At 36.6% G+C, this 23,309-nt stretch carries 27 protein-coding genes; 22 read left to right on the forward strand and 5 right to left on the reverse strand.

Going from position 1 to position 23,309, the window contains the following annotated elements; genetic code table 11:
* The first annotated feature begins 352 nt into the window (after positions 1–352).
* The 10 genes from AC58NB_RS07790 to AC58NB_RS07835 all read left to right on the forward strand — a co-directional run bounded on the left by AC58NB_RS07790 (position 353) and on the right by AC58NB_RS07835 (position 7,225).
* Positions 353–1,216 carry a cation diffusion facilitator family transporter gene (locus AC58NB_RS07790; RefSeq protein WP_497426268.1) on the forward strand — a complete coding sequence of 288 codons (864 nt, stop codon included), beginning with the start codon at positions 353–355 and terminating at the stop codon, positions 1,214–1,216.
* Between the two features lie 131 nt (positions 1,217–1,347).
* On the forward strand, positions 1,348–1,809 hold the full coding sequence (locus AC58NB_RS07795) for a VOC family protein (protein ID WP_497426269.1): 462 nt from the start codon (positions 1,348–1,350) through the stop codon (positions 1,807–1,809).
* 86 nt (positions 1,810–1,895) lie between these two features.
* Complete coding sequence (locus AC58NB_RS07800; protein WP_497426270.1) at positions 1,896–2,204, forward strand: GNAT family N-acetyltransferase; 309 nt, start codon at positions 1,896–1,898, stop codon at positions 2,202–2,204.
* 15 nt (positions 2,205–2,219) lie between these two features.
* Positions 2,220–2,399 carry a GNAT family N-acetyltransferase gene (locus AC58NB_RS07805; RefSeq protein WP_497426539.1) on the forward strand — a complete coding sequence of 60 codons (180 nt, stop codon included), beginning with the start codon at positions 2,220–2,222 and terminating at the stop codon, positions 2,397–2,399.
* Between the two features lie 172 nt (positions 2,400–2,571).
* Entirely contained in the window at positions 2,572–3,078 is a 507-nt protein-coding gene (locus tag AC58NB_RS07810) for a DUF1648 domain-containing protein (protein WP_497426540.1), read from the forward strand.
* Between the two features lie 240 nt (positions 3,079–3,318).
* Positions 3,319–4,290, forward strand: coding sequence for an NAD(P)H-dependent flavin oxidoreductase (locus AC58NB_RS07815; protein ID WP_497426271.1), 972 nt, complete (start codon positions 3,319–3,321; stop codon positions 4,288–4,290).
* A gap of 352 nt (positions 4,291–4,642) precedes the next feature.
* Entirely contained in the window at positions 4,643–5,404 is a 762-nt protein-coding gene (locus AC58NB_RS07820) for a PH domain-containing protein (RefSeq protein WP_497426272.1), read from the forward strand.
* 240 nt (positions 5,405–5,644) lie between these two features.
* Positions 5,645–6,094 (forward strand): staygreen family protein, encoded by a 450-nt coding sequence (locus tag AC58NB_RS07825; protein ID WP_497426273.1) that lies wholly within the window; start codon positions 5,645–5,647, stop codon positions 6,092–6,094.
* A gap of 76 nt (positions 6,095–6,170) precedes the next feature.
* Positions 6,171–6,731: a YcxB family protein gene (locus AC58NB_RS07830; protein ID WP_497426274.1), complete on the forward strand. Its 561-nt coding sequence runs from the start codon at positions 6,171–6,173 to the stop codon at positions 6,729–6,731.
* 2 nt (positions 6,732–6,733) lie between these two features.
* The gene (locus tag AC58NB_RS07835) at positions 6,734–7,225 is read left to right on the forward strand and encodes a metallophosphoesterase family protein (protein WP_497426541.1); all 492 of its coding nucleotides are present in this window, start codon (positions 6,734–6,736) and stop codon (positions 7,223–7,225) included.
* 51 nt (positions 7,226–7,276) lie between these two features.
* Here AC58NB_RS07835 and AC58NB_RS07840 read toward each other — a convergent pair whose 3' ends face one another.
* Entirely contained in the window at positions 7,277–8,296 is a 1,020-nt protein-coding gene (locus AC58NB_RS07840) for a hypothetical protein (RefSeq protein WP_497426275.1), read from the reverse strand.
* A 1-nt stretch (position 8,297) separates the two neighbouring features.
* On the reverse strand, positions 8,298–8,630 hold the full coding sequence (locus tag AC58NB_RS07845) for a PadR family transcriptional regulator (protein ID WP_497426276.1): 333 nt from the start codon (positions 8,628–8,630) through the stop codon (positions 8,298–8,300).
* Between the two features lie 407 nt (positions 8,631–9,037).
* Between AC58NB_RS07845 and AC58NB_RS07850 the strand changes: the two genes are divergently transcribed.
* The 10 genes from AC58NB_RS07850 (at position 9,038) to AC58NB_RS07895 (ending at position 18,026) form a co-directional block, all read left to right on the forward strand.
* The gene (locus AC58NB_RS07850) at positions 9,038–9,589 is read left to right on the forward strand and encodes a tyrosine-type recombinase/integrase (protein WP_497426542.1); all 552 of its coding nucleotides are present in this window, start codon (positions 9,038–9,040) and stop codon (positions 9,587–9,589) included.
* 133 nt (positions 9,590–9,722) lie between these two features.
* On the forward strand, positions 9,723–10,223 hold the full coding sequence (locus AC58NB_RS07855) for a hypothetical protein (protein ID WP_497426277.1): 501 nt from the start codon (positions 9,723–9,725) through the stop codon (positions 10,221–10,223).
* Between the two features lie 1,292 nt (positions 10,224–11,515).
* Positions 11,516–12,832, forward strand: a complete 1,317-nt coding sequence (locus AC58NB_RS07860) for a sugar ABC transporter substrate-binding protein (protein WP_497426278.1) — start codon at positions 11,516–11,518, stop codon at positions 12,830–12,832.
* A gap of 84 nt (positions 12,833–12,916) precedes the next feature.
* On the forward strand, positions 12,917–14,218 hold the full coding sequence (locus tag AC58NB_RS07865) for a carbohydrate ABC transporter permease (protein WP_497426279.1): 1,302 nt from the start codon (positions 12,917–12,919) through the stop codon (positions 14,216–14,218).
* Entirely contained in the window at positions 14,215–15,123 is a 909-nt protein-coding gene (locus AC58NB_RS07870; protein ID WP_497426280.1) for a sugar ABC transporter permease, read from the forward strand. Before AC58NB_RS07865 ends, AC58NB_RS07870 begins: the two co-directional genes overlap by 4 nt.
* A 639-nt stretch (positions 15,124–15,762) precedes the next feature.
* Positions 15,763–16,017: a GlsB/YeaQ/YmgE family stress response membrane protein gene (locus AC58NB_RS07875; RefSeq protein WP_497426281.1), complete on the forward strand. Its 255-nt coding sequence runs from the start codon at positions 15,763–15,765 to the stop codon at positions 16,015–16,017.
* Positions 16,018–16,286: 269 nt separating this feature from the next.
* A complete protein-coding gene (locus AC58NB_RS07880; RefSeq protein WP_497426282.1) occupies positions 16,287–16,442 on the forward strand; it encodes a sodium:solute symporter family transporter in 156 nt (51 codons plus the stop codon).
* A 506-nt stretch (positions 16,443–16,948) separates the two neighbouring features.
* The gene (locus AC58NB_RS07885; RefSeq protein ID WP_497426283.1) at positions 16,949–17,110 is read left to right on the forward strand and encodes a hypothetical protein; all 162 of its coding nucleotides are present in this window, start codon (positions 16,949–16,951) and stop codon (positions 17,108–17,110) included.
* Between the two features lie 58 nt (positions 17,111–17,168).
* Complete coding sequence (locus AC58NB_RS07890) at positions 17,169–17,303, forward strand: DUF6254 family protein (protein ID WP_497426284.1); 135 nt, start codon at positions 17,169–17,171, stop codon at positions 17,301–17,303.
* 108 nt (positions 17,304–17,411) lie between these two features.
* Complete coding sequence (locus tag AC58NB_RS07895) at positions 17,412–18,026, forward strand: PH domain-containing protein (RefSeq protein ID WP_497426285.1); 615 nt, start codon at positions 17,412–17,414, stop codon at positions 18,024–18,026.
* 77 nt (positions 18,027–18,103) lie between these two features.
* Here AC58NB_RS07895 and AC58NB_RS07900 read toward each other — a convergent pair whose 3' ends face one another.
* Positions 18,104–18,292 carry a hypothetical protein gene (locus AC58NB_RS07900; RefSeq protein ID WP_497426286.1) on the reverse strand — a complete coding sequence of 63 codons (189 nt, stop codon included), beginning with the start codon at positions 18,290–18,292 and terminating at the stop codon, positions 18,104–18,106.
* 186 nt (positions 18,293–18,478) lie between these two features.
* Here AC58NB_RS07900 and AC58NB_RS07905 point away from each other — a divergent pair, with 186 nt between their 5' ends.
* Complete coding sequence (locus tag AC58NB_RS07905) at positions 18,479–20,128, forward strand: FAD-binding dehydrogenase (protein ID WP_497426287.1); 1,650 nt, start codon at positions 18,479–18,481, stop codon at positions 20,126–20,128.
* Positions 20,129–20,206: 78 nt separating this feature from the next.
* Here AC58NB_RS07905 and AC58NB_RS07910 read toward each other — a convergent pair whose 3' ends face one another.
* Complete coding sequence (locus AC58NB_RS07910; protein WP_497426288.1) at positions 20,207–21,973, reverse strand: glycoside hydrolase family 3 protein; 1,767 nt, start codon at positions 21,971–21,973, stop codon at positions 20,207–20,209.
* A gap of 405 nt (positions 21,974–22,378) precedes the next feature.
* Between AC58NB_RS07910 and AC58NB_RS07915 the strand changes: the two genes are divergently transcribed.
* A complete protein-coding gene (locus AC58NB_RS07915) occupies positions 22,379–22,555 on the forward strand; it encodes a hypothetical protein (RefSeq protein WP_497426289.1) in 177 nt (58 codons plus the stop codon).
* Positions 22,556–22,718: 163 nt separating this feature from the next.
* Here AC58NB_RS07915 and AC58NB_RS07920 read toward each other — a convergent pair whose 3' ends face one another.
* Entirely contained in the window at positions 22,719–23,216 is a 498-nt protein-coding gene (locus tag AC58NB_RS07920) for a phosphatidylglycerophosphatase A family protein (RefSeq protein WP_497426290.1), read from the reverse strand.
* Between the last annotated feature and the right edge of the window lie 93 nt (positions 23,217–23,309).

Raw genomic sequence — 23,309 nt, forward strand, 5'->3', positions numbered from 1 at the left:
AAAGCCTTCATCATATTTGACCACAAAAACACCCCTAAAGTTAGAATTGGTTCGTCTAACTTTAGGGGTGCACATCATATTTATTCCTCTGTCTTTTTATTTTATCTTAGAAATAAATCTCTAATATAAATCGATCTTTATCTTTTTATGCTATGGAAGCTACAAGATGAATATAATATTACATTCACTTTATGGATTTTTTTAAGAGTTAATTCAGCTCTTTTTTATAACGTGGTAGTAAAGGTAGAACGGTTATTTTCTTCCGTTAAGGAAATATTAGTTAAAGATACCCTCAATAATGATATCTGATCGTACATTAGGTTGATTTTTGTCTAATAGTGGAGGAATGCTGATGGAGTCATATGATAACCTAAAAGCTGGGGAAAAGGGTGTTTGGCTTAGTATTGTTACCTATATCATTTTATCTATTTCTAAATCGGTCATTGGTTATTTTGGTAATTCTGAAGCACTGCTTGCTGATGGATTAAATAATTCAACAGATGTAATAGCTTCAATAGCAGTTTTGATCGGACTAAAAATTGCAAGAAAGCCACCTGATAAAAACCATCAATATGGCCACTATCGCGCAGAAACTGTTGCATCACTTATTGCAGCATTCATAATGGTCACGGTAGGTATTCAGGTTATTATTGAAGGGGTTAAAAGTTTAAATCGGCCAGGTAATATTGTCCCAGATCTATTTACTGGATGGGTTGCTTTAGCCAGTTCCTTAATTATGTTTCTCGTTTATTTATATAACATGAAGTTAGCTAAAAAAATCAAGAGTCATTCAGTTAAAGCTGCTGCAAAAGATAATTTATCTGATTCTCTTGTTAGTATGGGAGCATTCATAGGTATTATAGGTTCTCGATTTGGTGTTCATTGGCTTGATCCGGTGGCAGCTATTTTAGTAGGACTAATTATTATTAAAACGGCTGTCGGAATATTTAAGGAGGCGGTGTTAGAACTAACAGATGGCTTTGAAATGAGCGAATTAGAAGCGCTTAAAAGCACTGTGATAAGTAATCCAAATATATCCGAAGTGAAAAGTCTGAGAGCACGAACACACGGAAACCAAACGTTTGTTGATATAGTAATTGTAACAGATCAAAATCTTAATGTTTTTGAAAGTCATCGAATCACTGAAGAAATAGAGAAAAGTTTAATGGATAAACATCGTATACAAAATGTTCATATTCATATTGAGCCAAAATAGGTATTCAGAGTACTAAAGAGGACATTAATCCGAGGAGGAATAATGTCCTTTTATGTTGAACTCTAATATATGAAAGGGAAAGGGCAATTTATGTAGTGAGTTTAAATACGAATATCTAGGGGAGCTATGGAATGATTAAAGGCTTATATGAAGCACATTTACCTGTCAGTAATCTTAAAGTATCTATTGAGTTTTATAAGAAATTAGATTTAGAAATAGCCTTTCAACAAGAAAATTTAGTGTTTTTCTGGATTGAGAAAGGAAGAAGTTGGTTGGGATTGTGGGAAACAGATAAGGTGAATACACCTTACCATCCTTCCTTAAGGCATATAGCCTTCCAAATTGATAGAGATGATATGCATAATATTAAAAAGTGGTTAGAGAAGAGGGATATAGCTGTCTCAACTAATTTCGGTTTTCCTTCAGAAAAACAGCCATTGGTTTTACCCAATAACCCTCAAGCACATGCAGCAATCTATTTTAAAGATCCAGATGGAAATAGTATTGAATTAATGGCTCCGTTAAGATTGGATTACATAGAAGAATTTAAAATGATGACATTAGAAGAATGGAATCAAACACATGAAAAGTAAAAATCCTTAATTATGGAACAAAGTATTATTCTGTAATTAGTCACTTTCTATGATGTATAACTCTAAAGGTCTAAGGGGAATAGAGAATGAAAATTCGTATTTTAAATGCTTCTGATGCTCAAATATACCAAGAAGTGCGATTAAGTGCATTAACGATAAACCCAGAAGCATTTGGTTCATTATATGAGAGAGAAGTGAAATTTTCACTAGATTCTATTGCTGAGAGATTAGAACCAGATAAAGATCGATTTGTTTTAGGTGCTTTTAATGATAAAGGCACGTTAGTTGGGATAGTTACTTTTAGGCGTGAGACCAGTCTTAAAACCAGTCACAAAGGAAATGTATACGGGATGTATGTGGCACCAGATGCTAGAGGACAAGGTATAGGGAAATAACTTCTAGTTGACCTAATAAAAAGAGCGAAAAAGTGTGAAGGTTTGGAACAAATCTGCTTAACTGTTATATCTAAAAACAACTCAGCCAAAAAGCTATATAAATCATTGGGATTTGAAGTCTATGGCGTAGAAAAAAATGCTCTGAAATTTAATGGGTTATATTTTGACGAGGATTTGATGGTTTTGATTATCTAATAATTGTGCAAGAGAAAAGATTAATATCGAATTGTAATTTACTAAAGGGGAAGATGAGTTTTCGATATAAATTTTAAATAGTATCGGTCAGATTAGCGAAAGAAGGAATTAATACTAACATAACGAATAAATATTATATAGATATTTTAAATTGTAAAAGGAGGTAAAGAGGATATCGAATTCTTGGAAAAGACCTAAATTAATAATTAGAAAAACGAAAAGTGAGTTGGTTTGGGATCTCATTGGGTATGCATTCTATTTAGGATCAATCATCTTTTTGATTTTCAATTGGCATGCACTACCTGATAAAGTACCTGCACATTTTAATGCAGTAGGTGAAGTGGACCGTTGGGGTTCAAAAACAGAACTTTTTACTTTGCCGGTTTTGGGTATCTTTATTGCAGGTTTCATGCTGTTGTTTGAAAAGTTTCCTGAGACACATAATTATCCTGAACGATTTAATGAAGAAAATGCGAGGGAATTTTATTTGGCCAGCAGAAAAACGATGAACCAGTTAAAAAATATTTGCCTAATCATCTTTGCCTTTATTTCGTTTGAATCCATATCAATTGCGCTTGGCTGGGAAAACCATCTAGGCAAATGGCTTATACTCATTATAATAGTTAGTACCACTATCCCCATAGTATATGGGATAATCAAACAAAAAAAGATTAAATAACATACCAATTTGTAATAATAGGGCGTTGATTCCAAAAGGGATTAATGCCTTTTCTACTGTAATCTAATGGTAGAAGGGAGAGGTTAATTATAAAAAGAGATTTAAAGAGTGAATGATCTCTTGATTTACTAACAGGTTCGAAATAAGTGTTATTTCCATTTAGAATAATTAAAATTTGCTGATGAAATTATTGTGGGTTACCATAATGTAAGATAAGAACTAACCTTTGAGGTGAGAGAAATGAATCTAAATACAAACAAAAGAGTAGAGGACATTTTGGGAATTAAATATCCGATTATTCAAGCACCAATGAATTGGCTTACAAATGCTGAATTTGTAGCCGCTGTTTCTGAGGCTGGTGGTTTAGGTGTCTTGGGATTTAATGCGGGTCCACTTGCAAAAGATGAAACGGTATCCATAGAGGAGAGACTTAGAAGTGAGATTAGAGAAATTAAAAAGTTAACAGATAAACCATTTGGTATTAATGTGTATTCTCCACAAGAAGGTATGGAGACGGATGTATACATAAGTTCAACACTTGATGCGGCTTTTGAAGAAGAGGTTAACATTTTCGTGGCTGTTGGAGAAGTGAATAGAACCTTTTTTAAAGAAATAAAAGATCGTGGTGGTATTATAATTTTTAGAGAGTTAACTCCATCTGTTGTTTCTGCAAAAATTGCAGAAGAGAGCGGCGCTGATATAATTGTGGCTACTGGATACGACGAGGGAGGACATATTCCACAACGCCAAATTGGTACGTTCTCTATTGTACCAACAATTGTAGATGCTGTTGATATCCCGGTTATTGCGACAGGTGGAATAAATGATATTCGTGGAGTACGAGCTGCATTTGCACTTGGAGCTGAAGGGGTCTTTATAGGAACTCGCTTTATCGTATCTGAAGAGAATCCTGCTTCTGAGGAAGCTAAACAAGACATTATCAATTCTAAAGCGGAAGACCTTTTGCTTGTTTCAGGTTTACAGCGGTCTACTCCTACTAAATCAGCGGTGGAGTTAGCGGAAATGTATAAAAACGGAAAGTCTACTGATGAGGTTGAACAAGAGATTAATAAGCGTGGGGGGCTTCGTATAGGGATGCTTGATGGAAAAGTTTCAGAAGGCATCATATCTGTAAATACAGCGATTGATTCGATTAAAGAAAAGAAAACAGTGAAAGAAATTGTAGATGAATTAATGGCTGATTTTCAATAGATAAGACTTTACAAGCCTCTATAAAGAATAAAGTGAAATCGACGTCGCGTCGGTTTCATTTTTTTATGAGGGATTACGCTGAATTAAAATCCATAAAATCAGTCATTAAATGGATTTAAAAGCTATATTGACACCATATTTCTATTGCCTTATTCTTATTTTTACTGGCCATTACTAATGAGGAAATACCCTTTTATCTAAGAAAAGTGTTTGGGTATGGTCGCCGGTTATTTTTGATTATGAATGTTCATTTAATCACATGTTAGTAGTAGTTTTATACATTTAACTATAAAAGAGAGTCAAGTTTTCATAGAGATTTTAATGATAATGATAAAATGTAGGAGAGATAAGAATGGGTTTCTTTAGTTTGAAAGCTGTATGTGGTGCATGTGGCAAAGAAGTGGGACTAAATAGATATAAAATAAAAAGATCTAATGCTTGGGCTTGTCCAGAATGCTTCAAAAAAGCAGGAGGACTTGGAGTTGTTGATGTATCAAAAATTACAATTGAAGATATAAAAGCGATAATCAAGGAAAAAGAAGAAAAATTAAAAGGCGATCCAATGAACACTGCGATTGGAATGTACCAATACTGTATTGATAATAACTTTGGTTCAGGTTTTAATGAGTCTTGGGGAGTAAAACATTTCGGCGTTATCGAGAGTAAATTGATGAAAGATGAAAAGGTATTAATGACTTTCATAGGGTTGCACGATTATGAATCAACTACTAAGCACGATGGGAATTTTGCCTATGCTATCACAAATAAACGTATTCTGGCAGGGCAGAAAAAAATTACTGGAGAGAAATTCAAGGTAGTTGATCATACAAAAATTAATGATATCTCATTTGAAGCTGGATTCGTATTTGGTATCATCAAAATTGACACACCTCGAGAAAAATTTGAAATTGCTTTAGATAAAGGTTCAGCAACATCAATCAATAACCATATACATCAAGTTCTAGATAGTTTGAAAGAAAATGCTAATAGAAACAACCAGCAGCCAACAGTATCTGCAGCTGATGAATTGAAAAAGTTTAAAGAACTATTAGATATGGAAGTTATCACTCAAGAAGAGTTTGAAGCTAAAAAGAAACAGTTACTAGGATTATAATTCATCGTATTATGCATAGCCAGAAACTATTATTGAGTAAGAGTTTCTGGCTTATTGTTTGTTTTAGGAAGACGATCCTTGGTTACTAATTACTGAAGGATTGTACAGTAAAAACCTGTGATTAGAAAACTTTTGTAGAAGAGGTAGATTGATAAGCTTTTTAATTTTTTATTGGCACCAATTATAGGCCATTGTCATAGAATGGTAAAAATATCTTCTTATTCAAGGAGTGTTCCAGCTATGACCTTTCAAACAGAGCAATTAAGTGTGACGTTTATTCCGCCTGCGACTCCTTTAGGTCCACTAGAGTTCAGAAAATACACGTTGACACATTCTGATGAGACTGGACAAATGTTTCTCAGTATTGGCTATGAAATTGATACGTTAAAGATTAATTGGGAGATGCGAGATGAAGTGGTTGCTGATTGGCAGATGATGAACGGACAATTCATTTTTGCCGCTTATGTCCATATTAGTAAGGGTGATTTTGATGAATCTAAGGCGGGCGAACGATATGAACACTTCAAAAAAATGATGCCTGTAGCCTTACACGCCATTGTTCATGGTGATCAAACACTCCTGGCGTATTATCCATGGCTGTTGGATAGCCCGGTTTATGTTCACTTTTCTTCTAAATATCCTGAATATAATAAGACAGAATTTTATGGGACAGTCCGACATTATCAATGATAATGTTGGCTGTCCTTTTTATTTATTGAAATATCCTGTTACAATGAAGGGAAACCAAACGATATGAGGGAGTAAGATGGAAATAACATATGATCTTAGACTAACTGACTTAATTGATTTTTATCTTCATACGACAAAGCAATCTATGTCAACCCGCCGAAGAATAAGGAACAAAAAAATAAAACTCTTTTTTATCACCTTTAGTATTGTGCTGATTTTACAATGGTTGTATATCCGCCCGCTATCACCAATTAATTATATTAGTGGTTTGTTGATTGCCTTACTGCCTGTTATCTTCTATTCGGCTTATGCTAATCAAGCAGTCAAAAGGAAGTTTAGAAAGTTTCATAAAAACAGCCGGGAGCCAAATTTGTTTGGCAGATACCATTTAGTAATGAGAAAAAATGGTTTAGAAGAAATGGTTGAAGGTGGGCAAAAGCAACTATATAGATGGCAAGACATTAAAAATATTGTACAGCAAAATAATCACATTTATATTTATACGAATGCCATCCATGCCATTATTATACCGTTAAGGATATTTCATACTAAAGACGATTCTTTTTTGTTTCTAAATGAACTGAAAAGATATATAAAAGAATCAACAAATCCATGTATGGAGGTGAAGAGCGATTGAAAGTGATTGTCATTTCAGATACTCATATGCCCAGAATGGCTAAAGGTCTTCCACCGCTTTTAAGGGAAGAGTTGAAAACAGCGGACCTGATTTTACACGCAGGAGATTGGCAAACCAGAGAGGTTTATGAGGAACTAAAAACCTATGCACCAGTCGAGGGTGTTTGCGGAAATGTAGATGGACAATATCTTATAGACCAATTTGGATATCAAAAGATCCTAACAGTTAAGGGATATCGAATCGGGCTGGTCCATGGGCACGGCAAGAAGGGGACCACAGAACAAAGAGCCATCGAAGCATTTAGTGGGACAGAACTGGATATGATCATCTTTGGACATTCGCATATACCCGTTAACAAAAGAATAGATGGAATAATTCTCTTTAATCCGGGATCTCCGACAGACAAAAGACGACAATCAGCATACTCATTTGGCATAATAAAAATTAAAGAAAGTCTGACGGTCGAACATGTATTTTATCCAAATAAGAAATAAAAGAATTAATAAAAGGATGCATCCATACTAATAAGGGATGCATCCTTTTATTTACTTTTTACGTTTGCGCTTAGAGTTCGTAGTTTTATAGGCTTTGTAAAATGCAAATCCACAATCAAACACAGATATTAAAATAACGACTGCTAATATGATGGCTATAATACCTGATGGAAATGTTCCATTTGTGTTTTCTTCAAATAATAGATTGAAGCGTTCGATAAATTCGCTGTTGTATAAAGTCGTGTCATACAACATTTTATAAAGAATTGCTATAACGAATGTACTTTGAATTGTATAGAATATAGCCATGTAGTAAGTCCATTTGCCCATCACGTATTTTAATCCAGCCAAACTAATTTCTAAAACGGCCAGGGCAATTAAAAGGGGGATATACGTTTTCAGGACGGATTGATTAAATAAAGAAGCTTTTAAAACCAGTTCCCCATTTTCAGTTTCGTACCAACCTAGCAAATGTTGTGAAAATAATAAAACTAAAATCCATATAATCGTCCAAATAAAACTAAAGATAGCTTCAGATTTAGGGATTTGATATTTTTGTTTTTGTACAATCCTTCTTTGCAATAGGTCAGTATTCCACTTTGGCTTAAGAAAAGGGATGCTATTTGAATCAGCAACTTTATCAATCACTATAAAAGCTATCGTTACCCAGGTGAATACTTGGAAAGCGGCTTGAATAATTCCTATGATTGAATCCGTTAACATATCCATTAGAAAAGATACAATGGAAGAGTAACTTGTGAAATCTGTAATCCCACTAATTATTTCACCCAGTAATACTAGGCCAACCATAACAGCCATCGCAATCAGTAAAACCTTAATATAACTATCATAAAAGAGAGGTCCTATAATATACCGCTTATTTCCGCCGTAATTGGCAGCAAGAATTTTGGGATCGCCAAGGCTATTTAAAACGTTCTTAATATCATCTTCCTTATAGTCATTAGGCAGCATATCCTCAATATTCCCCTTGAGTTCGCTTGCGATCTCATCCTTGGATTTTTCAGGAAGCCATTTTTTAACTTCATAAACATATATATCAATTAAATTCATCTCATTCATCCTCTCGTAACAATTGTATCATTTGTTGAGCCGTTTCTGTCCAAGCTTCCTTTAATTTTTCAAAAACTTGTTTGCCTTCTGAGCTTAATTGATAATATTTCCTCTGTCGGTTTCCATTTAATTCCCATTTGCTAATCAATAACCCTTGTTTTTCTAATCTTCTCAATAAAGGATAAAGAGTACTGGGATCTATAGTAACATGTTTTTCCTCGAGGGATTGAACGAGCGAGTATCCATATTCTGGTTTTTGCAGTTGGCTTAAAACGGCAAGAGTAAGTGTACCTCTCCGCAATTCAGTTATAAGAGATTGTATGAGTTCATCCAAAATGCCTCCACCTCCTCATTCTATAATAGTGTATCTTATACAGTATTGTTAAGTGAATAATAACTAAAAATTTATACAAAATAATTCAAAAAACGACCTTCATAATTCGATTTTAAGGTTATTATTTTTATCCCTGAAGGTATTTGGATGTAAATGAGTTAATTATGAATAAAATTGATTTATAGAGCTCTGACGAATTTTGTAGAATTAACAGGTATTTTAGGATAAAATAATTGAAAATTCCGAATGTAACAAAGGACCTGTATTGATACATTCAAAAAGTGATTAAATCAACATTTATAGGGGATGTGAAAATGAAAAAAACTTGTCTTGGAATGGTCTAATCTCGTACAATAAAAGAAGGGAAGAAGGGGGACTGGCTAGAAGTGTATACAGAGTCTAAACGAATTAAAAATGTACAGCCTATTCGCCGGCTTGATCAGATAGAAGCGATGAAAAAAGCGCTTTTGCGCTATTGCAGTTATCGCGATTATATAATGTTTACAATTGGAATCAATATCGGACTCAGGATAGGGGATTTATTACAGCTACGGGTAAAAGACATACTTGATGGAACTCATATTGTCATTGTTGAACAAAAGACAGAGAAAACGAAGCGGTTCTTGATTAATCCTCAATTGCGGAAAGAAGTAAAAAAATACGTTAAGAAAGAAAAACTTTCAAATGATGGCTATCTTTTTCCAAGCCGAAAAGGAAACGGACCGATTACAAGGGTGCAGGCGTATCGTGTGTTGAATAAAGCTGCTGAAATGGCTGATATTCAAGATGTCGGCACACATACCTTACGTAAAACGTTCGGTTATTTACACTACCAAAAATATAAAGATATTGCCTTGCTGCAGCAAATTTTAAACCATTCCAACCAAAAAGATACAATGATATACATAGGATTAACACAAGATTTAATGGATGAAACCTTAATGGATTTTTATTTTTAATTATTTAGTTACCAACCAATCATTGCTAGATTGGTTGGTTTATTTGTACAGATGAGCTAAACCTGTCATAATTATAAGGTATAAATTTCCAAAGATAAGAGAACAAATACTTTGTTGATAGGCGGGAGAACGATTGACTAAAAAACAAAAGAAGAAAAAATCAAAGTGGCTATCTTTTTTAATAGTAATAGTAGGAATACTAGCAGCTGGAGTGATTGGTCTGGCTATCTATTACCATTTAAATGATCCATCTAAAGAAGCAATTGATCAATTAAAGAAAAACCCTCCTAAAAATGTATCGAATCAAGAAAGTGTGTTAATTGCTGAATATCATGCAAAATACAATGAACTAACAGGTTATGGTAGTATTGAAGAATTAGATATGTCAGAGGCCAAGAGTTTATCAGCTATACTTGAGAGGGATATAAATGAGGTCGTTAGCCAAGGGATAGAAAATAAACAGGTATCGGATGACTTTAAGCAAATCCATTCCATTGCTAAGGCAACCAAAAATAAACCGGACAAAGAACAGATTCGATTGATCCATCGTTATTTTCATGATCTTGATATTGCTGTGAATCAGTATGATGAAGCAGACAATGTTTTTGGGGTTACAAAAACGCTTGGGAAGTAAAAAGCTCGTGATTTAGAGTAAATCTTGAAATAATCGATAAAAAGGAGTTAAAGTTAAATATTTAAAAGACGCTTTACTTATACAGAAGAAATTATAATAAATATTAAAGGATAGACAAGCATAATGAATTGCTCGTCTATCCTTTTTGTTTACTGGTTTCTTGTTTAGTGACTTCTATAAACAAAGTTCTTGAAACTCAAGTGAATTCCGTCCAAAAACGTAGTGAATTCTCAGCATTCTCAACCTTAGGATATACGATACCGTAAAATAAAAATTGTAAAAAGTTTTCTGATAACCCTGCTCCCCTCATATAATAAACGTGAGCGGGGTTTCATAGGGTATTACGATAAGAAAGGTTTGCCCGCTATATTATTATGACGAACAGGATGACAATGGGGACGTTTGGAAAAAGCAGACAAATGGGTAGGAGAAATAGAGGATTTCAACATGATTTTTCCGCTAGAGCACTTGAGGATATGGAATCAAGGGGATGGGAGGAGGACTGAAGATGCTGTTTTGAAGCAGACATTGACCAAGAGGCAAAAGAAACTGTAGGACAATGTGTTGCATGTTTTGGATTCGAAAAATAATGACCAGCCATGAAGCTTCAAGCTCTAGGTAAATGACGACTCCTGTACAGCATGACAAATTTCCACTTCCCGACTAGTGATCAGTACAACGATATGGAAAGGGCGATCATACGAAGAGATCATGCAGATTATTTGGAAATCAGACAACAAGACTTATACCTATGCAAGATTATACTCATCAAGTTGGGATTTACAACGAATAAATGTGCTTGGTTCGACGTCGTTCCAAACTACCCTCATATCAATGTATTACTTTAGAAAAAGGATCCGCAGAGTATTCTTTCGTACTACAAACAGATGATTCAGCTTCGAAAAACTACCCTCTTATTTGTGAATAGAACTTATGATATTAATTCACCGAATACGTCATCAGCAAATATATGCTTATATCGACCCTTATGAACGAGCAGGCAGAGACTTTTGGTCTACATGGCAACCATTGTGATGCAGGAAGAATGCGATGTATATGATTTATTAATGCATATTTTGAAACCGCTTACAGAGATGCCTTTGTTTTACTTTTTATTCTTATGAAGCACAGGTCTATCAAAAACGAAAGCAACAAAAAGTATGCAAAAAAGTGGAATGAGATTTTCGGATTCATATGTAAAAGTAAATGTAGTTCATTTCAAAAGCGCATTCAGAATGTATTTTACAAATTTTATACATGGTACAAAAAATATCCCGCTTAGGAGGTTTCACATGATCAAGAAAAGAATAGTTGGTATGTTGGCATCAGCCATCCTGTTGGCCGGTCTATTAACAGGGTGTTCGGAAGATGAACCGAAAAAAGCAACTTCGGAACCAAAACCTAAGGAAACTACAAAGGAAACACTCAAACCTGAAGATGGAGCCACTCTGGTTATTTGGGACAACGGAGCAGATGAAGGCGCATGGGCGACCTATGTCGCAGAGCAATTCACGAAAAAATACAATGTGCCTGTTGAAGTACAGGAAGTGGGGCACACAGATGCAGCAGGTAAATTGGAAACAGACGGACCAGCGGGCTTAGGTGCAGATGTCTTCAACTCCGCTCATGACCATTTAGGAAAAATGGTGAAGGCAGGTTTGGTGTATGACAACTATTTTGCCGATGACTATCAAGATATGTTTCTGGAAGCAGCGGTAAACGGGACAAGTTTTGTGGATAAAGATGGAAAGAAGAAAATGTTCGGGTATCCCATCTCTATTGAAACTTATGCTTTGTATTACAATAAAGATATCGTGAAAGAGGCTCCAAAAACATGGGAAGATTTATTTAAAACAGCGAAAGAATTCCAAGTGACGAACAAAGGAAAAAAAGATCAGAAATATGGTTTCATGATGGAACCGGGTAACTTTTATTACACACATGCTTTCCTAGCTGGATATGGTGGCTATGTATTCGGAAAAGAAGATACTGATCCAACGGATATTGGTGTCAACAATGAGGGAGCCATTAAATCAGCGGAATTTATGAAAAAAATCAACAAAGAATTGTTACCGATGAAAAAAGAAGACATCACTGGTGATGTGATCTCATCCTTCTTTAATGAAAATAAATTAGCCTACCGTCTTTCAGGACCATGGGATGTTAAAAACCATCAAGATGCTGGCGTGAACTTTGGAATCGCTCCGCTTCCAACATTGGATAACGGTGAAACGCCAAAATCCTATTCAGGTATCAAAGCCTACTATGTAAACAGTTATTCCAAATATCCGAAAGCAGCATCTCTTTTAGCTCAAATGGCTTCCAGTGAAGAAATGCTCCTAAAACGTTACGAAATGACAGGCCAATTGCCACCAGCGACTTCGCTCCTTGAAAATGAAAGCATCAAAAAAGATGAAGTCTCCATGGCCTTCTTGGAACAGGCGAAAAACGCAGTACCGATGCCAAACATTCCTGAAATGCAAGCAGTATGGGGACCGATGGAAACGGCCTATACATCTATATGGAATGATGGAACCGACTCGAAAAAAACGTTAGACGCTGCCAAAGAACAAATTGAAGATGCAGTGGCCACTCAGAATAAGAAATAAAGAGATCTACAATCAGAAGAACCGATATCCAGATAGTGAGATATTGGTTCTTTTTTCTAAGAAGTGAAAAGGAGGTCAAAACGAATGAAAACACATGCCAAGAAAAGCCTGATCTTTTCTTTGCTGCTTATGGGACTTGGACAATTATACAATCGACAGTATATCAAAGGGATCTTATTTGTCTCTATGGAGGTATATCTCGTATTTTTTTGGACCTTACCGTTTCGAAATGCCATGTGGGGATTGGCCACATTAGGAGATACGGTGCAAACCCGTGTGGGATTTGAGATTCAGCAAGGGGACCACAGTATCTTCTTATTAATCGAAGGAATCATCTTTTTAATTTGTGGATTATTCTTTGTTTGGATCTATTATTTGAATGTGAAGGATGCTTGGAAAGTCGGACAATGGAGAGATCAGGGGAAAAAGCCAAACTCATTCAAAGAAACCCTCCGTGTCTTAATGGATAAAGGGTTTCCGTATTTTTTGCTCACACCATCCATTGTATTCACTGCCTTTTTAACCATCTTGCCTCTGATTTTCGGAGTTGCAATCGCTTTTACCAACTATTCAGGACCGAACCATTTGCCACCTGCTTCTTTAGTGGACTGGGTGGGTTTTCAAACCTTTGTTGACTTATTTAACTTAAAAACATGGAATCGAACGTTTATCGGAGTCTTCGGGTGGACGGTTCTTTGGGCGATTTCAGCCACAGTCACCACGTTCTTTGTCGGAATCTTGTTTGCGGTTCTCTTAAACTCAAAGGGAATCAAATACCAAAAATTTTGGAGGAGCATTTATATCTTGCCATGGGCGATTCCATCATTCGTCAGCATTTTGATCATGCGCAACCTATTCAACGGGGAATTCGGACCGATTAATCAATATTTAGAAGTCATTGGACTTTCCAGTATCCCTTGGCTCAGCGACCCGATGTGGGCGAAATTCGCGCTTGTCATGGTAAATATCTGGTTCGGATTTCCGTTCTGGATGGTTTTGATGAGCGGAGTCATGACAAGCATCGATCGTGAACTCTATGAAGCAGCGCAAGTGGACGGGGCAAACGGGAAGCAACAGTTCTGGAAAATCACCATGCCAATTGTCATGTTCTCCACCGCCCCCTTACTCATCATGCAGTTTGCCGGGAATTTCAATAACTTTAACCTGATTTATCTCATGACGAACGGAGGACCTGTGAATGTGGATTACAGTTATGCAGGCTCAACAGACATTTTAATAAGCTGGATTTACAAACTAACCCTCGACCAAAGCCAATTTAATATGGCAAGCGTTGTGAGCATCTTGATCTTTATTGTTATCGCCATTATTTCGGTTTGGAACTTCAGACGAACGAAAGCATTCAAGGAGGAGGACATGATGTCATGAAACATAAAACACGTGAACGAATCTCATTCTTCTGGAAACATTTCCTGCTTCTCGTGGTGGCAATCTTTGTGCTCTATCCTGTTGTATGGATCCTCATGGGAAGTTTGAATCCAGGGGATTCCCTCTTCAGTGCACAGCTTCTTCCTGGGATGGAATGGGTTCTCTTTTGGGAAGGGGTTCGGAATTTTAATTTTACTCAAATCGCCCAGTCTGTCGAAGGAATCCGTTTATCCCTGGAACATTTCGTCTTTTTGATTCAGGAAACCGAGTATGTGACCTGGTACAAAAACACCTTAAAAATTGCACTATGGAACATGGTCATTTCGACCTTTTTAGTGGTCACGGCTGCTTATGCTTTCAGCCGATTCCGCTTTCCAGGTCGGAAAGAGGGATTGATGACTATGTTGATTCTGCAAATGTTTCCCGGATTTATGGGGATGATTGCCATCTATATCCTGCTTTTACAAATGGGATTATTAGATAATCATTGGGGACTCATCTTGGTTTATGCGGGCGGGTCCATTCCATTTAACGCCTGGCTTGTAAAAGGATACTTCGATTCCATGCCTCGTAGTTTGGAAGATGCAGCGAAAATTGATGGAGCAGGCCATTTCACTATTTTCTTTAAAGTGATGATGCCATTGAGTGTACCGATTCTCGTCTTCGTAGCGGTTTCGAACTTCATCGGCCCGTGGATGGACTTTATCTTTGCCCGACTGGTTTTACGATCCAATGAGAATAAAACCTTGGCGATTGGGTTATTTGAAATGGTGACAGGACGAGGAAACACGGAATTTACAACATTCGCTGCTGGGGCTGTGCTTGTTGCACTACCCATCACGATTCTCTTTATGGCGTTCCAAAAATACATGGTAGAAGGGTTGAAGGCTGGGGCGAATAAATAAGGAGTTTCACCCAGTACCCTGCTTGATGAACAAGTTAAGCTAGTCAATGTCGTTGGTAAAGTAAAATCAAAAGAACTTCCGTTTTTGGAGCATCTGAAGCAATGGTTGGTATAATAGTCGCTTATACCCTGACCTCACCCGCCTATGACCCGGCTTTCTCCGGGTATAGTCGCTCCATAGCCACTCTATAGCTGGGGCATAGGCGCTTTCCCCTGGACTTCACCTGCCTTCGACACGGCTTCACCCGGTCTTTAATACACCTATGCCAAGGTATAGAAAGATATAACCTAGTATAGGCTTAAAGGTGAGTCTATATAATGAAGGCATTAATCCACTACGGAGTTTTGCTTAGAGACAGCGTTCCGAAAATTGCATTTTAATCTTAGAATTTAAGCAGCTTTCCAATCCCTGTGGTTGGAACTACAGTTCAAAGACTGTTTAATATAGGAATGAAAAATGTACAAGAAAGGTAGAGGGGGGAATTAGTATGAACAGTAAGCAAGTTTCAGAAAATTTAACTTTTCAACAATTGTATGAGTAAAACTAAAATGAACTAAATAAGAGAAAGCCCTCTTTCCATCAATATAAAGCCAATTAACGTCTCCTGACATATACTGACGATGAAGGGGGAGTCTTAGAATGACCTTTATTGGCATCCTATTTGTTGGTGGCTTTATTGGATGGATTGCAGGTTTGCTTATTCATAAAAAGGTTCACAATGGATTGATAGGGAATTTTCTGGCCGGAATTATTGGTGCCTGGCTTGGTACAGGTATTCTTGGTGAAATGGGTCCTGAAACAAGTGGTTTTTATTTATTTCCTGCATTTACTGGTGCACTTGTCCTTACCCTAATTGTGAGCTTTATTTTAATAAAAACGAATAAATGGTTATAATTTTTGCATCGTCACCTCAAAATTATATTTTGAGGCTTCTTTACTTTGTGTTATGTAGTTAAATGTATTTCATTAAATTTTCATCCTTCAATTAAGGAATACAGCTTTATTTAATGATAATGTTGTTTTTTTATATATTATACAAAATATAAAGACGGACAAAATAGTTAAGCAATCTTAAGGCATTTTATCAAAGTTTTCGTCCGTCCTGTGATTCCTGGAATTGAAATAGGAGACAACATGGTAAGGCCTATATTGACAATGAAGTCATGCCGCCATTTATGACAGTAACTGTCTTAGCCGCTCCAATGGCCGCAATCATGTTCACCGCTGGTACTCTTTTAACCTTGGTGAGTGCAACCGTAGTTAAAGATGTATATATCAATTACATAAAGAAGAATGCTACTGAGAAGCAGATTAAATAAAATCAGCTTCTGGGTCACAACAATGATTGGATTGGCAGTTGTCTTATTTTCGTTAAGTCCACCTGATTTAATCATGTGGATGAACTTATTTGCTTTTGGAGGCTTGGAATCGGTATTTCTATATGGCCAGTGAATATGGGGTATAAGGGCCGAGTGGTAATAAATATGGAGCTATTTCATCCATGATTACAGGGATGGGAGGTTTTATGGTCATCTCCGATTCTATCCTAATCCCTTTGGGATGCATACAGTCGTATTGCTGATTGTCATCCATTTATGGCGTATGTTTTAATGAGTAAACTGACGAATGCAAAATAACAGGTACCTATTGAATAAGTTGAATGTTAATCGGATTAATCAAGAGCGATTTAATAAGCCTGATAAGAAAGCAAATGAAGCAAAGAATGCATACTTAAGAGTATTCTGTGCTTTTTTTATGCGAATAAAAGTGTTAGTGCATATTTACTCTTCACTTTCTAATACTAAATGAGAGAAGGAGGGATCGTATGCCGAAAAGAAAGCATGATGCAGATCAAAAAAGTAAACAGGGGTTTGATTCCAGTAAAACGGATTCTGAATTCTCCAAGGAATTTGGAAGTACCAGTGCGAATCAGGCTCATAAGAATAAAGCTAAAAAGGCAAAGAAATCAAAAAATCAAGGAGAATAGGACGGTATGCATGAACTGCATATCACCCTTATGCTCCAAATAATTTGGAGGTAAATACATGTCTCATTCAAAAAAAGAAGAAGAAAGACAGTGGAAACAAAGAAAGAATGCTCAGCATCCACATGGAGAAGTAAGTAGTTATGAAAAGCTTGGTGAAGAAATAGCAAAAATAACGAAAAAATACGACGAATAATGGCATGAAACACATGGAAATCCATGTGTTTTTTAAGGCGAAAAATGAATTCTATCCTAATCGTTTTTTTGATATAGTAAAGGTATTAACTAGTATGAGGTGATTAACATGTTAAAGAAAATGGCTTCTGATGCATTAGGCTTGTCTGATGTAGGTAGTATTATTTCGCCAGAAGATTATAATAAAACAGATGCTGACGACTATGTTATGCATGAAGATAATGAGAAGATTTACTTCCTCATTAAAACAAAGGCAGACGAGTACTGCTTTACAAATCTGGCACTAATTCATGTGGATGGTGAGAATGCTATCTCATCTAAACGTTTGTTAAAAAGATACCCATATTCTCAGTATAAGATTTCAAATGTCATGCTTGAAACTGCTGGTAAATTGGACTTGGATACAGAAATTAAGTTTGATGTGGGAAATGTTCATTTTGATATTGATGTGAAGAAAAATCAAGTTGAACAATTAAAAGATTTATATAAAGCGTTGCTACGTATTGAGGAAATGACATATGAATACTCTATTCAAATGAATTATGCTAAAGAAGGGCTTGATCGAGCGGTCCAAACTTTACAAAATTCAAGATCTGAAGAAACTTCATTAACAAGCACCTATAAAGGGATAACTGAATTTACATTTGAATGGTTGAAATCCTCTTATGATCAGTACCACGTGAAGGATTTTGGAGCCATCTTTGAGAAATACATTAATAATTAATCTTGCCCAATATAGAGGGTGAAGCATAATTACTAAAAGGGGAGCACGTAAGAATACTTTATGGGCTCCTTTTTTATTTACCAATTTTTCCTGATACCTTCGATAATCATTACGAATATAAGACTTATAAAATAAATGAATGTGACCATACCTATATTGGATAATGACTCATCCAATAATTTTCCTTGAACGAACACACCGAATAAAGTGGTAACAACTACAACAATAAGATATGTCCTCAAAATCTCATATAGTTTCTCCCTCATTAAAATCCTCCTTTTTTTAGCTTAATTACATATTATCAGAAAATTAAGTTAAATAATCTCTTTATATAATTCAACTAGTTCAAACAGTAGAAATTTACTTTTTTCATAATAGTGAGGTATATCTAAATTATCAAATATTGGATTAAAATAAGAATATAAAACTTTTATACAAAAGGGGGATCTATAGTGGAGTTTGATACGATTGTTGTTGGAGCTGGTCTCGCCGGTTTGGTGGCAACAGCAGAAATTGCTGATGCAGGGAAAAAGGTATTACTTCTAGATCAAGAACCTGAAACGTCAATGGGCGGACAAGCCTGGTGGTCTTTTGGTGGGTTATTTTTAGTTAATTCTCCTGAACAGCGTCGTATGGGCATAAAGGATTCCAAGGAATTGGCTTGGCAGGACTGGAAGGGAACTGCAGGATTTGACCGTGATGAGGAAGATTACTGGGGGAAACAATGGGCAGAGGCTTATATTAACTTTGCTGCTGGTGAAAAACGTGCCTGGCTTCATAAACAAGGAGTTCGTTTTTTTCCTGTAGTTGGGTGGGCAGAAAGAGGAGGTTATTTAGCTGAGGGCCACGGCAACTCAGTCCCGAGATTTCATATCGTCTGGGGGACAGGACCAGGCATTGTGTCTCCTTTTGAAAAGAGGGTTAGAGAACATATTAAAAATGGGTTGGTGGATTATCGTCCTCGGCATCAAGTAGATGAACTTATCGGTCATAATGGAACCATACTAGGGGTAAAAGGATCTCTATTGGCACCTAGTTCAGCATTAAGAGGAGAGAAGAGCAATAGGGAAGTCATTGGTCATTTTGAATTTAACAGCAGTGCAGTGCTGGTATCGAGCGGCGGTATCGGTGCCAACCATGATTTAGTCCGTGCAAATTGGCCAGATAGACTCGGCATTCCACCAAAGAATATGATTTCAGGTGTACCGGCACATGTGGATGGAAGAATGCTGGCCATTTCTGAAGCGGTGGGAGGGCGTATTGTGAATCGCGATCGGATGTGGCATTACACGGAGGGAATCAAGAATTGGAATTCAGTTTGGGAAAACCATGGAATCAGAATATTGCCTGGACCATCTTCTATGTGGCTGGATGCAACAGGTAACCGTTTTCCTGCCCCCAACTTTCCCGGCTATGATACACTAGGCACTTTGGAGGCTATACAGAAAACAGGTTATGATTATTCCTGGTTTATTTTAACGCAAAAGATTATCGAGAAAGAGTTCGCCCTGTCCGGTTCTGAACAAAATCCGGATTTAACAAGTAAAAGTATCCGTAAGGTTTTAAGCAGAGTACTCCCTGGGCCCCCTGGTCCGGTGAAAGCATTTATGGATAATGGAGAGGATTTCATCGTAGCTGATAACATTGTGGAATTAGTAAAAGGCATGAATAAACTTACTCGCGACAATCTATTAAATCCTCATATAATTGAGAGACAAATTAAAGCGAGAGATCGTGAAATGGATAATAAATTCACCAAGGATTTACAGATAACAGCTTTACGGGGAGCGAGACATTATATAGGGGATAAATTGATCCGTGTTGCTAAACCACATAAAATTCTCGACCCTAAAAACGGCCCCTTGATTGCTGTTCGATTAAATATTGTGAGCCGAAAAACACTTGGCGGGTTACAAACGGATTTATCTGCACGAGTTCTTAACTCTAAAGGTGAAGCCATTCCTGGGTTTTACGCAGCTGGTGAGGTTTCCGGATTCGGCGGGGGAGGCGTTCATGGGTATCGTTCTCTCGAAGGAACATTTCTTGGCGGTTGTTTATTTACCGCGCTGATCGCAGGCAGGGCGATTGCTTCTTATGTATAGAGCCTTCTTAGAAAAATGCAAAAGAAAATAAATTAAAAAAGGATTAAACCGTATTTGGTTTAATCCTTTTAGCACCTATTAAATATAAGTGTCTTTTAATCCGCAGTATGCATCAACTGGGCTGTCACCCTTGAATGGTGATTTACCCATCATTTTTTCTACTAGTAATTCAATTGTTTCTTTATTACCATCATACGTGTTGATGTATGTTTTCACTTGCGGTACATCCGCTAAGTGGAATGGGTAGTTTACAGAAACAAAAATAGTTGGTACTTCATGTACGTAGAAAGGAATATCAGGTGTTCCTTTTAATGCATTCCAAGTCATACGTTGAACAACTTCACCCATTTTGATATTAGCGATATTAATGATTAAATCATATTTATCTGTTAATTCTTTAATAGGGCGTTTTGCTGCATATGCGTTCATGATGCTCTTCATTTGTTCTTCTGGTGGCAGGTCCGCGATTTTATCCATTGGAGATTCGTGGATTTCCACTTCAAAGCCTTGCGCTTCAAGCTCAGCTTTTAGAAGATCAATTGGTTTAGGTTTGTTTCCGCTAATTAATTTACTGAAGGCACCTTCAGCTGTTTTAACGTTAACCAATAATACGCGTTTGTATTTTTCAGGAGTAACAGGCCAGATATCTTGTTTGTCTTTTACTAATGTGATTGCAAGGTCTGCAACTTCTTTAAAAAGCTTAACGTTTTCAGGAAGACCGATTTGTTTAAGCGCTTCTTCTTTCGGCATCATGATTTCTGTTTTTGCTTTTTTGTGAAGACCTAAAGATGCTTTAAGACCAAGGATACGAGTAAGAGCAGCTTCTAAACGCTCTTCTGTAATAATACCGTTTTTGTAACCGTCCATCATATAGCCGAAATCTTCATCTGGATCGTTGAAGAATAAGAATAAGTCACAACCAGCAGCAATGGCAGTTGGAAGCATTTCACTGCGTTTCATTGCAGATGTCATCGCAACCATGTGGCTCGCATCTGTAACAACAACACCATTGAATTCTAATTTACCACGTAATAAGTCTGTGATAAGTTCTTTAGAAAGTGTTGCTGGCAGTAAATCTTCATCTGTAAGGCTTGGGTTGAAGTGCTTAGAATAAGCAGGCATATGGATATGACCAGCCATAATAGAAGGTAGGCCAGCATCGATTAAGCCTTTGTATACTTTTCCGAAAGTTTCATCCCACTCTTCCATAGATAAGCTATTAGGTGCGAAGGATAAATGTTGATCACGCTCATCTACACCGTCACCAGGGAAGTGTTTAGCAGCAGGAGCGATTCCGCTTTCCTGGATACCTTTCATGTACGCTAAGCTCATTTCTAGAACTTGATCTGGATCGGAACCGAAAGTACGGCTAGAAATGATTGGGTTACGCCAGTTCATGTGAATGTCAACGATTGGCGCAAAGCTCCAGTTACATCCAATAGCAGATGCTTCCACACCAGATACTCGACCCATTTCATAAGCCCATTTAGCATCCTTTGTTGCACCAATTTTAACTTCAAGACCAACTTCAGTACCATCTGTGCAAGCACCATTACCGCCAGCTTCTGTATTAGCTGCAATCAATAATGGAATTTTGCTGTTTTCTTGAAGAATTTTATTTTGATCGTAAACTTCTTCAGCTTTACCAGGGTTGTAACGAACAGCACCGATATGATAATTGTTAACCATGCTAGTTAGATATTCTTCAGTACGGCTAGCTCCCATATTTACGAATAATTGACCAATCTTTTCTTCGATTGTCATGGACTTGATCGTATCTTCTACCCATTTAATATCTTCGTCAGATAAATGGTAAGGTTTTGCTTTTAAATCCACTTTAGTCATCCTATGTAATACTCCCTTACTTTTAATTTGTGAAAGTTCTCTATCATCTTGTAGTTTGTACAGTTATCCTTAATTTATGACCTAAAATTAAAAAGAGAAAGCGCTGGCATTTTGAGTACCGAACACGAACCTTCATAATAGTCTTGGACATAAAAACCTACAAAATGAATAAGTCTTTACTGATACACAAGTATTCTAGCATACCAGTTAATAGATTTCTATATAAAGTTCAATATTTCACAAACTTTATTAGAATTTATTAGAATTTATTAGAATTTATTAGAATTTAGTAAGAGGCTTCTGTTTCAGAAATGGAAACGTACACACAACTGTCACTAGCTAGATCATTATCTATAAATATTCTGGGAATAAGAGTAATAAGATGAAGAAATGGGGGAGTAGACGATGATTTTAAAATTTTCGTTACTTGTCTTACTGGATATCTTTTTTGCCATTACTCTTTTTGAACAACAACTCATTCTAGCTGCTATCATTGCCCTTGCCTTTGTCCTTTATACTATAGAGCTGGCAGTAGAAATGGATTTCGAACAAGTAGAATTGGCTCTAGTGGTGAATGAATAAGCATAAAACCTTTGGAATCTAAAAGAAACAAACACAAAATTATTCAAGAACGAAAGAGACGGTTGATGCTCTTTCGTTCTTTTTGGTGGTTCTTCAAGATTGTATAAGTCATTAAATGCAGGCTGTTATTCATCAATTAGATTCAAGACAAATACAGTTTTTTTTATTCTACGTTTTCTACACTATGAGCCAGGCGACTGGATGCAGCGGCTGCGATGGCTCCAACAATATCATCTAAAAAGGTATGGCATTCACCGGAAGATTTATCATTCAACTTCTCCAGTATACCCGGCTTCTTCTTATCAATAAAACCATAATTGGTAAAACCGATGGAACCATATACGTTAACAATACTTAACGCTAATATCTCATCAACCCCGTATAATCCCTCATCGGTTTTAATGATGGATTGTAAAGGTTCCTCCAGCATTCCTTTTTCTGATAGCCTATCCAATTGAATGCCTGTTAAAATGGCATTTTGGACCTCTCGTTTTGACAGCACTCGTTCTACATTGTGAATGCAATCATCTAAAAGCAGATTATCATGATATTGATGCTGTAAATACAGTACTAATTCACCAATGTCTTGAACTGTCACCCCACGTTCATTTAGCCATTGTCTAGCCATTTGTTCTGTTTTCCCTACTGGTTTCCCTTTCATACCGTGACACCAACCTCCAATTTTTTAGTAAGTATAAATCTGATGTTAATCACATATAAGTGTTATCTTGCCCATATACTGATCATAGTAAGC

The organism is Pradoshia sp. TA40_28, assembly GCF_059694525.1.